Genomic DNA, 13,144 nt, shown 5'->3' with positions numbered 1-13,144 from the left:
CTAAAAACGAGGTGCAATATGTTTGACCCCCCCTACTACCACATCGGAATAGTCGTCCATAATTTCGAGGAAGCCGTTGATCATTATTCGAATGTATTAGACGTAAAATTTACTGAACCCACAGATAGCGTATTGTGTATTGAGAATCCGCAGACACAACAAACCGAAAACATCAAGGTGATCGCCGCGTATTCAAGGGCGCGGTCACCTTACCTGGAATTAATTCAGGCTAATGGTAATGGGATATTTTCGGAAAAGAATGCAGGGCAGATTCTTTACTTTGGCATTTGGGAATCGGATATGGAGGGCAGGATACAGAAATTGAAGCAACAAGGCATCGGCATAGAGGCGCTGATAAGTTCGGAGTGCGGCAAACCCGCCAATGCCATTATTACCGCGCCCGACAAGATGGGCATTCGCATGGAATACTTGAGCACGTCATTGCGGCTGGTTACCGAAGCCTGGGTGCTTACCGGCAAGTATCCGCTATCGTAGCGGATGCTGGAGCAGGAAGCCGGGATGATTAGCTGGGGGTCAATGCGTATCATCCGGGAGGCAATTCATGCGGCGCAGTGGCTTCGCTTACTGACGCCCTACACGTGCAGTACTTGCATATTTAGCATGCCGAATTCAGGTTAGCACCAGTCGCTCCAGCTTGGTGACAGTGGCGCGTTCTTCTGCGGAACCGTAAAGATCCCAATGCACTTCCGTCTTACCCTGATCGTTGCGTTGCACATTAATGAGCGCAAAATTATTGGTCTTGCAAGGTTCCATGAGCAGCTGGAACGCAACATTAGGTTCGCTATGTTCCTTATCTCTTTGCAATAGACCATGGTCATTGACAACCAGCGCAAGGGCGGAAGCCTTCGCCCAGGGCAGATCATAGGTAATGGCGCTCGATGTTAACTGATAAACGCGGGTATCCGGATATTGTTTATGAGTCATACGGAACGCCGCGCCGATATGTACATCGCCACTTAGAAGATAAAGTGATTTATCGTTAGCTTTCGCTGCGGCGAAGACGGCATCCAGAAGTACGTCGCGCTCCACCCAGTTACTATCATGTTCCCATTCGTCGCGCATATCGTCGGCCACGTTGAGAATGTCGAGATAATTGACAGCGAAACTCCTTGCATGCACAACAGGTACTGGCGAAACCACGAAAATTGACTCCGCGTTCTTGACCGTGTCAGACCCAAGCCAATCCTTGAAACGCTGCATCTGGGCCCGGCCAAGAATCCGATCGTTAGTTTTGCGGGTATAATCGCGCTGACCACGCATGTCGAGGACATAAAAGGCCGACGTGCCCCAGGTGAAAGGATAATCAAATTGATCTGGGGGTGTGGAAGGGTTGTGCGAATGTTCGTATTCGTCATAGGTAAGTTTCGCGGCTTCATACATCTGATTGAGGAGCAGGAGTTTCTCGTCATCGTCACCCCAGTCCCACCATGAATCCAGCAGGTTCTTTTTTTCCCTGGCATTGTAGGAGCCCCAGCCGTCCAGGATTTCATGGTCGTCCCACATCATATAAGTAGGGAAACGTGAGAATACATTGCGTAGCTGGCGATGGCCCCAATAACCCCGGTAAATATCGCGGTACCACGAGCGCATCACTTCGACGCGGTCTTCCGGCTTTACTTCCTGAATGAATTCCTTGCGGATTTTCTTCAGCCATTCCCATATGCTGACGTTGGAATTGCCATCCACATAGACCTGATCGCCGACGCCCAGGATAAATTCGCCATTGCGCTGTTCAAGTTCGTCACCGAACCGGTCCCACATGTGAATATTCACAAGGTCGAACGAATTCTTCTTGTATGGCATATGACAGCTGAAGAGGCCGAAAGTCATGGATTCCTGCGAGTTATTCTGTGTTTTGAAACGGTTGACTTTATTATCCGGCACGATTTCCCACGGCGTTTTTCTTCCCCCCAGGTCCGGGTTCAGGGCAAAGGCCGCGTAGTAATAGCGCTGGCCCGGTTTCAGGCCATCAATTTCCCAGACGTTCGTGATGTCGTGCTTAAATTCCAAATTCGCCTGGTCTGTGAGCACGGCATTGGCGATCACGCGCGTATCGCCGCTATGGATGTTTTTCAGAGAAAAAACCTCCTTTCCCTGCCTAACCGTCGTTTCCGGGTTCCAATCGGTGGCGACCTCATCGTTACCCAAGAGGGGTTCGGGGCAGATCACCATGCGATAGCTGTTTTCCTGATAAGCACGCAACCAAAGCTTGGTGCTGGTGGCCGTGGTGTGGCCGACTATCACCGCGTTGGTGAGCATCGGGTTGATCCAGGGGCGATCAGAGCCCCGGTCGTAGAAATGGAAAGTTTTCATGATTGATCGCCAGAGAAGTTATTCAAGGGAACTTATTGGGTACGGCATCAATTTTTTCATGCGCTGCAAGTTTAATAATAGATCAAATCAATTGCATAACCGGGGTATTTAATAGAGGCGCTGGCAGCGGAGTGCTGGCGTGAATTGAGATCTGACGGATTACGCTTTGCTGATCTGGCCTATGGCACTACGGCACTATCGAATCCGGCTAAATTTTGGGGATATGCAGTGTTTTACTGATCATCAGGGTTCCGGACAATACGAACAGTAGCGCCAAGGGATGCAGTTCCCACGGCCCAATCGTCCATACTCCCCAGTAAAGATTCTCGCCGAGCCGTTCCATCCAGGCGGCCAGCACCAGCACGGCGGTGAGAACAATGCTGGTGGGAATCGGTGTGCCCTCGAAGTAGGCAACCTTGTCGGCTCCCGCCGAGAGACTTTCCGCAGTGACATTGAATCGCGCCAGCCGGCTGACTCCGCAGCATACAAAGTAAATCAGCGCTGCCCAATCCCAGCCGCCATGCAATCCGGCGGCGAAACCGAGAGCCGCGGGGGCGATGCCAAACGAGAGGATATCCGCCAGGGAGTCGAGTTCCCGTCCCAGTGTCGAATGCTGATGCCGCCATCGCGCGATCCGTCCATCAAGCACGTCAAATACAAACGCCGCACCCATCATGCCAGCCGAACTGAAGAAGTGAGTGGTCGACTTGCTTTCAACATAGAGCATGGCGAATAACACGGCTGCCACACCGCAACCCGCATTGCTCAGCGTGAAGAAATCCGCCAGCTGGAACCCGCGTATCATGGAGAAATGCCTGGGAGGATGGGGAGAGGGGGGCATGGAGTTTTCTCTGTTATCCGCGGAGGGTTTGCATCGGTCGTTTAAAAACCACCCGGGCAATTCACAAAGTTGTCATTGTGCCTGTGCTTCGAGACTCACGGTTCTGTTTTTAGCTCTGCCGAGAAATACTTCATTGAAGATACTCGAGCGGTATAGCAGCGCGCAGTATAAGCGGTGCGGGAGAATAAAGCCGCCGTAAGACCGGCTCTTGAATCCGGCCTCCACGAGCAGGCCTTTGATAGCTACTTACATGCCCTGAATTACCTCAAGAGGATAGATCCTAGCGCAAGCCGAGGAAACTCAAGATAGCGAGGATGATAACAATAAAGCCCACCCACCAGATAATGTTGTTCATAACACCTCCTTGGAATTGGATTGGTTGATTGACATCCCATGAAACGTCATTCAATACACTTATTTCTATTAATTTTCCGCCTTCACGCATTTATATTCTGCTCGCCAACGCACATGGATGCAGCTTGTTGATTTTGCTATGTGTGAGGCGTATGTGTTTATGCTATCGATGAAAAAAACGATCGTCCGTGCGCTGACGCGCATAGCGATTCTGGAATGGGATGAGCACAAGCCTCTTGGTCTCGAGGCAGAAGCAGGCGGGCTATGCAATCCGCTGAGTCGATGGCTGTATGGATATCGATGCAACCGACCCGCACATGCCCTATGTTCAATCAACATTGCCGTATACCGCCATCAGCGGCATAATTCCTATCAGAAGCTTGCAATCACCGCCCAGACATTACTTCCGAAGGCAGTTGATAAATGAGAGGGAGTACCTATGTCATGAAGCTAATGAAAGGGCAGGTCACCGGCAGCAGCAAAACCAGAGCCTAAGCGCGTCTTTTCTAGAACCGATTTCTACTTTGAATTTCCGATTTCTCCGGCCTGGCGCTGGTATGTCTCATACGAGGTATCTGACCGCTCTGCGCATCTCTGGCGTTCGTACATATCTATAAGCTTGTTGCAGTCGTTTCGCTGCCAAGCTTGGCCTACTGTGTAAAGTTGGTGCATTGAGCAGCTTGATAGGGCAAAAATGATTAGCGCTGCAGCAGGCAACATAAAAGATCGCACGCGAGGTTTGCTTGATTGAACAGTGCGTCGCATTTTTTTTTGTAGGATCACAGTCGGGACGATAGGTATGTTGAGCCAGTGGGTTTCCTGGAATCTTGATAAATAAAGTGAAAATCCCTGGCTTACTCGCTGCCTGCGCTACTCCAGATTGCTTCCTGGCCAACGCTGACGGTTTGAGTGTTCTGGAAAATAATAGCTCAATGGCAGGTCCTGAGCCTCCGCATATCTTTCCATAAACATAATCCCGATATGTAGTTTCTTCTAAAAGATTTTCCAGTTTTTTATAGATGCCAGCAATGCAAGGGGTCGCCAGGGATAGTATAAATCGACCAATCATGCTAATTTGCCAAAGAAACGGGGGAACGATGACTAGGCAATCGCGGCAGACGCCTCTCCAAGCCGGGCAATCACTCTATAATTCACCAATACTCATTTTCCCAAGGAAGATATGAGACTCCAAGTCACCTGCATACAGTTATTGTGCGCACTATTTTATTTTAATAGTGCAAACGCACAGGCTATGCCTGACTATCAATGCAGAGTGGAGCGTATCGACACCGCATCGACCGAGCCGTCTTCTTCGCGAAAATACCAGGAAGAGGAACACGTCGGAAAACAATTCACTGTCGAGCGAAGAACAGGGTTAATGGCCGGTGTTCTCAAGAATTCGTATGCTACAAAACCGATTGTCATAGATCACGGATCAACTGAAAATTCCTTCAAGGTTATATCCACGATGCGTCGCGATGAAGGAGCCGGGCTTGGATCGAATATCTACGCACTGACAATCAATGAATTTGAGCAGTCTCCGAAGAAGTCATTTATTTTTCTGAAGAACGACTTTGTTTATTTTGGGTATTGCGAGCATTTCTAATCATTGTTAAGTATTAGATTTGCCCACAACGTTTGAAGGCGGGATTCGGTAAGAAGAAGCACGGGAGCTAACGTACCGCGTGCACAAGCGTTGTCACCACCTCAATAAGATGTTCATAGCGCTAGTCCCCTGGCAATAAAAGTACGGCCTCCATTTACCTGGGTTCATCCCTCGCTAGTAGTACTTCTTGCTACAACGGCCTTTCATTATTTGCGCGGGCGAGGCCATTGTACCTGAGTTGGGAGGTTGCGAATACCCGATCGCTGACCACGTCCAATTGAGTTCATTCCCGGTTTTATCCAACTCTGGTCTGCGGACCTGGCTTACTACTTAGCAAGTTCACGCACTCGATCTTGTGCGCCCTCTCGTCCAAATTTTAGCCGGTCAGACAGATCGTCGAAGTGAAATTATTACTGGACTGACAGGGAAATGCCAGCATGAACTCAACTCTTCTCAATACCTTCTCTCTCTGAGTCGCCGGTATAAATTCCACAAGAATGGGCATTTAGCCGGCGGAGAGCAAAATGCGCCCGCCGGATTAATCCGATCTAATCATATTGAAAGGCCACCCCCGTCATCATGATGAAGCTAATCATCGCCTATAGTAATCCGATCAAAAAAACCGCGATGTAGATACCAGCCATTGCGATATTTGCGATTTTGGCGTGTGAAGCCAACCCTATCTCTAATCCCTATAAAAGGAAAAAACCATGAAAAAATCCCTGAAAAAACCAATGCTCAGCCTTGTTGCCGCACTCGTGGCCGCCGTCGCCGCTCCGGTGCATGCCAACATCATCATCTCTGAAGTGGCGCCGTATGCCAGCGGCAATACTGTATATGCAGCGGACTGGTTCGAGCTCACCAATACCGGATCATCCGCAGTGGATATCACTGGCTGGAAAGTGGATGACAACTCCAACTCGTTTGCTTCCAGCTTGGCCTTGCGCGGAGTGAGCAGCATCGCAGCCGGTCAATCGGTCATTTTCCTCGAAAGCAATACCAGCGGCACCAATGATTCTTCAATCAATTCAGGCTTCAAGAGCGCCTGGTTTGGCACAAATATCCCCGCGGGACTGGTCATTGGCAACTATGGTGGCTCGGGTATCGGTTTGAGCACAAGTGGCGATGCGGTGAATATCTACAATAGCGGTGGAAGCCTGATCACCAACATAAGCTTCGACGCGTCCACCACCGGAAAATCTTTTGACAATACCGCGGGACTGGTGGGGAACGTTACACAATTAAGCGCGGTGGGTATCAATGGCGCATTCACCGCATTCAACGGGGCGGAAATAGGTTCGCCGGGCTTGGTCAGCGCCGTTCCGGAACCGGAAAGCTTTGCGATGATGCTGGTCGGACTCGGGCTGATCGGCGCCGTTGCCCGCAAGCGTCAACATTGATAAAAGGATGCGCTCATCATGAAACTTAGACATCTGATTGCCGCTATCATGACCGCGGCAGCCTGCGCCTCCGCGCATGCGGGGTCTTCGATCAATCTCGGCAGCTACCAGCTGACCGGCAGCCACAGTCTTGACGCATTGGGCGGCATGGGGCTCGAAGCCTCGGCCGTGACCTATGCTCGTGACCGCGGATCGCTGTTTTTCGTCGGTGACGAGGGGCAAGGCGTCGTCGAGGTCTCGCTCACAGGCGTGACGCAGGGCAAAATGGTCTTCAGCAACTGGCCATCGACCACGACCCATCATGATGCGGAAGGTCTCACCTACCTCGGCAACGGTGTGCTGGTGGTAGGCGAGGAGCGCCTGCAGGACGCCTTCCGGTTTACCTATGTGGCCAATGGCAGCGTCGCGCTGGCAAGCGCCCCATGGGCCTCGGTTTCCGACTATCCCTATAACAACACGGGACTTGAGGGCATCAGCTATGACCCGCGTGACGGCAGCTTTGTTTCCGTCAAGCAGTCCAGCCCAATGGAAGTGCGTGCCGGCACGCTGAGTTTCGCCGCCGGCGGCGGCAGCTCGACAATGGCGCCGTTGTTCAATGCTAATCTCCTGGGCCTGGCCAGCCTGTCGGACGTGCAGACGCTGTCGCCCATCGACGGTTTGGCCGGCACGGCCGCGGCCGACAATCTGCTGATCCTGAGCCTCGATTCGCGCAAGCTGGTGGAAACGGATCGCAGCGGCAACGTGCTGAGCTCCTTCGATTTGTCGGGTGTAACCACCCAGGCTATCGAGGGTGTGACGGTCGACCAATTCGGCCGTATCTATCTGGTGGCCGAGGACACGGGTACACCCAACTCCATGCTGTTCGTGCTGTCCCCAGTACCTGAACCCGAAACTTATGCCATGCTGTTGGCGGGTCTCGGCCTGGTGGGCTTCATGGGGCGACGCCGTAAGACTGCTTAAACAATACCTGATCCTGAGCCACAGAGGGTGGATGTCCCTTTGTGGCTTTTTGGTTTTTGGCGCCTGCGATTTCTTCAGTACGTGATCGCTCACCAAATCTGGTTGACGATATGCGTCATTTTGGTTAGATTCCATTATTAAGAACAAACGTTCTGTATTGTCTAAATTATGCGGGTCAGAATTTAACGGCGCAAAATTACGTTGACTTTCGTATTCGCGATGCCCACGGCTGGAGTGAACTTGAACAATTTAGTGGAGTTGGATCGGGATGTGGCTCGGGCGACGCCGGGCGATGTGAACCGCCTCATACCTGCGCTTAAGCGCCGCCACGCGCGGCGCATCACGGGCGAGCTCCTGATTCCCGCACGCGCTGCGCGCTATGCCGCGTTTCCAGCGGATCTGGATGCGCGCATTGCGGAAGGGTTGATGCAGCGCGGCATCACTCAACTCTACAGTCATCAACGCGAAGCCTGGGATCGCGTCACGCAGGGTGAGCACGTTGTCATCGTGACGCCTACGGCTTCCGGCAAGACGCTTTGCTATAACCTGCCGGTGATTCAGGCGGCGATACAAGAGCATTCGAAGGCGCTTTACCTTTTTCCCACCAAAGCCCTGGCGCAGGATCAGGTCACAGAGCTGCTGGAGCTCAATCAGGCGGGCAACCTGGGCGTGCGGGCTTATACGTTCGATGGGGATACGCCGGGGGATGCGCGTAAAGCCGTGCGGACGCATGGGGATATCGTCATCTCCAATCCCGACATGCTGCATCAGGGTATCCTGCCGCATCACACCAAGTGGGCGCAGTTCTTCGAGAACCTGAAATTCGTGGTCATCGACGAGATGCATACTTATCGCGGCATATTCGGCTCGCATGTTGCCAATGTCATTCGCCGCCTGAACCGCATCTGCGGGTTTTATGGGGTGAAGCCTGTCTATATCTTTTGCTCGGCAACGATTGCGAATCCCGGCCAGTTGGCGAGCGGATTGCTGGGCGCACCGGTGGCGGTGATAGACCAGTCGGGCGCGCCGTCGGGCGAGAAGCATTTGCTGTTCTGGAACCCGCCCATGATCAACCCGGATCTGGGGTTGCGCGCGTCCGCCCGGTCCCAGACCACCCGGATCGCCCGCAGTGCCATCAAGGCTGGGCTCAAGACCATTGTATTCGCCAATACCCGTTTGATGGTGGAGGTGCTGACCAAGTACCTGAAGGATGTGTTCGACAATGATCCACGGCAGGCACCGCGCATCGCCGCTTATCGCGGCGGCTATCTGCCCACGGAGCGTCGCGGTACTGCGACGCGGTTGCGGGGCGGGCAGCTGGATTGCGTGGTGGCGACGAATGCGCTGGAGCTGGGGGTGGATGTCGGCGGGCTGGACGTATGCCTGCTCAATGGGTTTCCGGGCACCATTGCCGGGACGTGGCAGCGGTTGGGCCGGGCAGGGCGGCGCAGCCGGCCTGCGCTGGGGGTATTGATTGCCACCAGCGATCCGCTGGATCAATACATCATCCGCAACCCAGAATTCTTTACTTCCGCCTCGCCCGAACATGGCTGCATCGACCCCGACCAGTTGCTGATCCTGATGGATCACATTCGCTGTGCGGCGTTTGAACTGCCGTTTCAGGATAACGAGCGCTTTGGCAAGGAGCCACTGGCCGAGATGCTGAGTTACCTTGAGGCGCAGGGCGTGCTGCACCATGAAGGGCAGCGGTGGCACTGGATGGCGGACAGCTACCCCGCCAATAGCGTCAGCCTGCGCTCGGTGGCGGACGGCAATTTTGTGGTGGTGGATGTGACGGATGGGAAACAGGACGTGATTGCCGAAGCCGATTATTCCACCGCGGCGTTGACGCTGTACGAAGGCGCGATCTATCTGATCCAGGCAAATCCATGGCAAGTCGAGAAGCTGGACTGGGAAGGGCGCAAGGCCTTTGTAACGAAGACGCGCGCCGACTATTACACCGACGCGATAGACTTTACCCGGCTCAAGATCCTGGACTGCTTTGAAGAGGACAAGCAATCAAATGGCCTGTGCGGACGCGGTGAAGTGCATCTGGTGCGCCGTGTCGCGGGCTACAAGAAGATACGCTACTACAGCCATGAGAATGTGGGCTACGGCAAGGTCAATCTGCCGGATCACGAGATGCACACCAGCGCGGTATGGTGGCAGGTCAGCCCTGATTCATTGGCGGCCGCCTTTCCCGCCCGTTGGCAGGCACTGGATGGTTTCCTCGGTGCGGCCTACGCGCTGCATCATGTGGCGGCGTTGTTGACGCTATCGGAACGGCATGACCTGGGCAGGGCGGTGGGCGATGGCGAGGGTATCTGGTTTGCCAGCGTCGGCCAGAATGGACGAGGTAATCCGCAAACCATTTCCGGTGAAACGGTCGAGATCGATGAACAGCAATTTGTTCCCACGGTATTCCTGTACGACAACTACGCGGGCGGTATCGGGCTTTCCACACCGTTATTCGATCTGCGTCATGAAATCGTTGCGCGCACCATCGCGCTGGTACAGGACTGCGGTTGCCAGTCCGGTTGCCCGTCGTGCGTGGGTCCGATTCTCGCCTCCGACGAGAGCCGGGGCTATGCGCCCAAGCAGGCCGTACTGACCGTTCTGGGCCTGCTTTCGCCAAACGGCCAGACCCATACGTTGGATATGGGGCATTATGACGCTGGCTGAGCGTTTGGCCTTACTCAAGAACAATGGGACTGGTAATGAGGTAGGCCCGGAATTGGGGCAGCCTCGGGTTTCATCAAATATGGCCTCCATTCCCCTGGATGTTCGCCTGAGGCGCTTATCCGGCAGTAGTGGGGGTAGCGGCGATTTCCGCACCAGGGCTAGCCGGACAAAACGCGGCGATGCCGAGGTTGCCAAACGCCTGCGTGGGGAAGTGATCGCGCCGGGATTGATCCAGATTGATCAGACCATTCCCCTTGCCAGCCGGCATGGCAAGATTGTGTTTTCAGCCCTGACTGATATCCCGCTCGCGGCACTGGGCTTGCCTCATGATGCGCCGCTGGAGGGATTGCTGTTTCTCGATACCGAGACCACCGGTCTTGCGGGTGGCACCGGCACATTGCCTTTTATGGTGTGCCTGGCGCGAATTCAGGGAGATTGCCTGCAACTCGGGCAATGGATACTGACCGGGTTTGCGGGGGAAGCAGCTTTACTGGAGGCCATCTTCGGCTGGATCGAACCTGCCGTTCACCTGGTCTCTTACAATGGCAAGAGTTTCGATGTGCCGTTACTCACTACCCGTTACCGGCTGGCACGGCAAGCCGATCCCTTTACTGATAAAGGTCATGTTGATCTGCTCCATCTCACGCGCCGCGCCTACGGGCACGGCTGGGGGGATTGCCGCCTGCAAACGGCGGAGCAACGATTACTCGGATTCATCCGCGAGAATGATTTTCCCAGTCATCTTATTCCCCAGGCGTGGGCGGACTTCGTGCGGGGTGGCCGGGTGGAACCGTTGCACGCCATCGCCGAGCACAATCAGCGCGATGTCTTGTCGCTGGCGGCATTGCTGGCGATGTTGGCCCAGGCTTACACCGAGCCTGGTCATGAAGCGGTCAATGCGCTTAAAGTCGCGCAGGTCCATGCAGGCCGGGGCGATGTCCAGTATGCCATTGACCATCTTACCGGCGCCTGGGGTGTATTGGATGAAGCGGCACTTTTATTTCTGGCTAAACTGCATCGACATCAGCGGCAGGATGCGCAGGCCATCGCTATCTGGACGTATCTCGGAGAAAACAAATGCGTTCGGGGTATCGAAGCCCTGGCCAAATATCACGAGCATGTCACGCATGAGCTGGAGGCCGCCCTGGCGCTTGCCGAGGAATTGCTGCGGCTGGAGCCGGCAATGGAAATTCACCTCAGGCGCCAAGCCCGGTTATGCCAGCGGCTGGTGAAATTCAATCCAGGGAAGAAAAAAGAAGAAAAACGAGTCGGTACGTGATGCAGTGGCTGAGTCAACAGGGCTACTCCTGATTATCCTGCGGCATCGGCGGGGCCACCTGGGGGGGTTGCCTCGGGGGGCGACTGGGGAGTGGGTTGGGGTGCTACCTGCTGCCAGCCATCGGGGCAATCCTTGACCTCCGGATAGTAGCCCTCCGGTGCCCGGCAATAATGCCAGAAACTGGTTTGTGAATCAGGAGCAGGGTGGCCGGCATTTTGTTGTTGAATGTATACGGGCGGAGCGGGCCGAGCCATTATGGACGGATACGCATAATAAGGGAATGGATAAAAAGGTTGCATAAAACCGGGTCCGCCAAACCCGCCAAAACCGAAACCGGGACCGAAACCAAGTAGTCCAAAGCCCGGTCCCAACCCTCCTCCGCCATGATGATGGTGGCCTACCCGGTGGTCATGATGGTGACCTCCCCCATCTCCATCATGGCTTTCTCCTTCACCCTGGTCATCCCCTTCATCGTCAGATCCTCCGTCATCAAATCCCCCCTCATCAGACCCCCCCTCATCAGACCCCCCATCGTCGCCTCCGCCATCAAACGTCCACGCCGGGCTCACGGGAATCAGCACCAGCAGGCATGTGAGGCATAGTAGCCGGATCTTTTTCATATGAACCCTCTTTCCGCGTTAACCATTGCACGAAGGAGACTCTTTGCCATGTCTGGATCGGGTTTATCCTTGTTTCCTAGCGTATCCCTGGCTATAGCAGCATTGGGAGCATTGATGCGGATGGTTTCGCAATGATGCCAACGGATTACCGGACCTTGCGTTCCGGTTATAGGCGGGATGCAAGTTCTGATCCAATTGAATTAACGCGCGGCTGTGTTTTTCGATGACAATTTAAGCTTGCTGACGCGCAGGGAGGGGTAAAAATGATTTAAATTGCAATTAAAAAACGGGGTTTAGGCATATCATAGGTAACAGGGCGTTCCAGGCGATCCTGACGCGCAAGGGTGATGAGCCGCCTCGAACAAGACGAGATTTTTCCTGATCAGGAAGATAAACCTGATACGGTGGGTTGTTGCGGCCAGCCATGCGCAGTATCGATTTGTGTCATTCATTTAGCTGCAATTCGTTCAACAGTCTGGAGGAAAATCGAATGAATATTTCCAAACGTTATTCACTGTTATTGAGCAGCAGTATTGCAATAGCGATATTTTCCGGTTCCATTGCAGCTCAGGGTTTCGGTCAGTTGAAAGATATCATGGGCGGCAGCGGGGCTAGCAGCGCAGCCTCCTCGCTGGGGTCGCTGGGATCACTGTCATCCATAGCGCCGGGAAGTATAGGCAATGCTGCGGGTATTCTCGATTACTGCGTCAAGAACAGTTATTTGAGCGATAGCAAAGCATCTCCGGTCAAGGATCAACTGATGGGAAAGCTTTCCAGTAGCCAGGATCAACCGGCCACGGATAATCCTGACTATGTCAATGGCGTGAAGGGAATCTTGAGCGGCAGTGATGGTCAGAGCGTGGATTTGAGTATGGCCGGCCTGAAGGGCAAGGCAGGCAAAGAGGTATGCCAAAGAATACTTGATCAGGCCAAATCCATGCTTTGATTATGCCAGATCCATGAATTCCCGGATTTCCGATCCGGACGGAGAGCACGCTGCAGATAGTGGGAATAAGTCCCCGGGGCAGGTATTGAGTATTCGCAGGCTCATGGTGCCCGACGCCGGAT

Annotated in this window: 10 protein-coding genes; 7 read left to right on the top strand and 3 right to left on the bottom strand. The window is 53.9% G+C overall.

The genetic code is table 11. From position 1 onward, the window contains the following. Window positions 1-18: 18 nt before the first annotated feature. Window positions 19-495 carry a VOC family protein gene (locus tag BLO43_RS02570; protein WP_090905643.1) on the top strand — a complete coding sequence of 159 codons (477 nt, stop codon included), beginning with the start codon at window positions 19-21 and terminating at the stop codon, window positions 493-495. Window positions 496-630: 135 nt separating this feature from the next. Here the strand turns inward: BLO43_RS02570 and BLO43_RS02565 are convergent, their stop codons facing one another. Together BLO43_RS02565 and BLO43_RS02560 are read right to left on the bottom strand one after the other, a co-directional pair. Then, on the bottom strand, window positions 631-2,334 hold the full coding sequence (locus BLO43_RS02565; protein WP_090905642.1) for an alkaline phosphatase D family protein: 1,704 nt from the start codon (window positions 2,332-2,334) through the stop codon (window positions 631-633). Window positions 2,335-2,542: 208 nt separating this feature from the next. Then, on the bottom strand, window positions 2,543-3,175 hold the full coding sequence (locus BLO43_RS02560; RefSeq protein WP_090905641.1) for a CDP-alcohol phosphatidyltransferase family protein: 633 nt from the start codon (window positions 3,173-3,175) through the stop codon (window positions 2,543-2,545). Window positions 3,176-4,709: 1,534 nt separating this feature from the next. On the opposite strand from BLO43_RS02560, the gene BLO43_RS02545 reads away from it, so the two are divergent. The 5 genes from BLO43_RS02545 (at window position 4,710) to BLO43_RS02525 (ending at window position 11,456) form a co-directional block, all read left to right on the top strand. After that, on the top strand, window positions 4,710-5,135 hold the full coding sequence (locus BLO43_RS02545; RefSeq protein ID WP_090905639.1) for a hypothetical protein: 426 nt from the start codon (window positions 4,710-4,712) through the stop codon (window positions 5,133-5,135). A 710-nt stretch (window positions 5,136-5,845) separates the two neighbouring features. After that, window positions 5,846-6,535 carry a lamin tail domain-containing protein gene (locus tag BLO43_RS02540; protein WP_254773288.1) on the top strand — a complete coding sequence of 230 codons (690 nt, stop codon included), beginning with the start codon at window positions 5,846-5,848 and terminating at the stop codon, window positions 6,533-6,535. Between the two features lie 18 nt (window positions 6,536-6,553). After that, window positions 6,554-7,495, top strand: coding sequence for an SdiA-regulated domain-containing protein (locus BLO43_RS02535; protein ID WP_175443825.1), 942 nt, complete (start codon window positions 6,554-6,556; stop codon window positions 7,493-7,495). Window positions 7,496-7,735: 240 nt separating this feature from the next. Next, a complete protein-coding gene (locus BLO43_RS02530; protein ID WP_090905637.1) occupies window positions 7,736-10,177 on the top strand; it encodes a DEAD/DEAH box helicase in 2,442 nt (813 codons plus the stop codon). Then, complete coding sequence (locus tag BLO43_RS02525) at window positions 10,164-11,456, top strand: ribonuclease H-like domain-containing protein (RefSeq protein WP_090905636.1); 1,293 nt, start codon at window positions 10,164-10,166, stop codon at window positions 11,454-11,456. Before BLO43_RS02530 ends, BLO43_RS02525 begins: the two co-directional genes overlap by 14 nt. 32 nt (window positions 11,457-11,488) lie before the next feature. Here the strand turns inward: BLO43_RS02525 and BLO43_RS16310 are convergent, their stop codons facing one another. Beyond that, complete coding sequence (locus BLO43_RS16310; protein ID WP_139149222.1) at window positions 11,489-12,076, bottom strand: hypothetical protein; 588 nt, start codon at window positions 12,074-12,076, stop codon at window positions 11,489-11,491. Between the two features lie 490 nt (window positions 12,077-12,566). Here BLO43_RS16310 and BLO43_RS02515 point away from each other — a divergent pair, with 490 nt between their 5' ends. Continuing rightward, window positions 12,567-13,022 (top strand): DUF2501 domain-containing protein, encoded by a 456-nt coding sequence (locus BLO43_RS02515; protein ID WP_175443824.1) that lies wholly within the window; start codon window positions 12,567-12,569, stop codon window positions 13,020-13,022. Window positions 13,023-13,144 lie beyond the last annotated feature (122 nt).

The sequence above is a fragment of the Nitrosospira sp. Nsp13 genome, from assembly GCF_900101945.1.
Classification (GTDB): domain Bacteria; phylum Pseudomonadota; class Gammaproteobacteria; order Burkholderiales; family Nitrosomonadaceae; genus Nitrosospira; species Nitrosospira multiformis_D.
The sequence above is the reverse complement of the archived record's forward strand: the minus strand, read 5'-3'. Positions and strand labels throughout refer to the sequence as shown.

Excerpts from the sequence above, each read along its gene's own strand:
- BLO43_RS02570 (WP_090905643.1), top strand. The coding sequence starts at position 19 with ATGTTTGACCCCCCCTACTACCACATCGGAATAGTCGTCCATAATTTC.
- BLO43_RS02565 (WP_090905642.1), bottom strand. The coding sequence starts at position 2,334 with ATGAAAACTTTCCATTTCTACGACCGGGGCTCTGATCGCCCCTGGATC.
- BLO43_RS02560 (WP_090905641.1), bottom strand. The coding sequence starts at position 3,175 with ATGCCCCCCTCTCCCCATCCTCCCAGGCATTTCTCCATGATACGCGGG.
- BLO43_RS02545 (WP_090905639.1), top strand. The coding sequence starts at position 4,710 with ATGAGACTCCAAGTCACCTGCATACAGTTATTGTGCGCACTATTTTAT.
- BLO43_RS02540 (WP_254773288.1), top strand. The coding sequence starts at position 5,846 with ATGAAAAAATCCCTGAAAAAACCAATGCTCAGCCTTGTTGCCGCACTC.
- BLO43_RS02535 (WP_175443825.1), top strand. The coding sequence starts at position 6,554 with ATGAAACTTAGACATCTGATTGCCGCTATCATGACCGCGGCAGCCTGC.
- BLO43_RS02525 (WP_090905636.1), top strand. The coding sequence starts at position 10,164 with ATGACGCTGGCTGAGCGTTTGGCCTTACTCAAGAACAATGGGACTGGT.
- BLO43_RS16310 (WP_139149222.1), bottom strand. The coding sequence starts at position 12,076 with ATGAAAAAGATCCGGCTACTATGCCTCACATGCCTGCTGGTGCTGATT.
- BLO43_RS02515 (WP_175443824.1), top strand. The coding sequence starts at position 12,567 with ATGAATATTTCCAAACGTTATTCACTGTTATTGAGCAGCAGTATTGCA.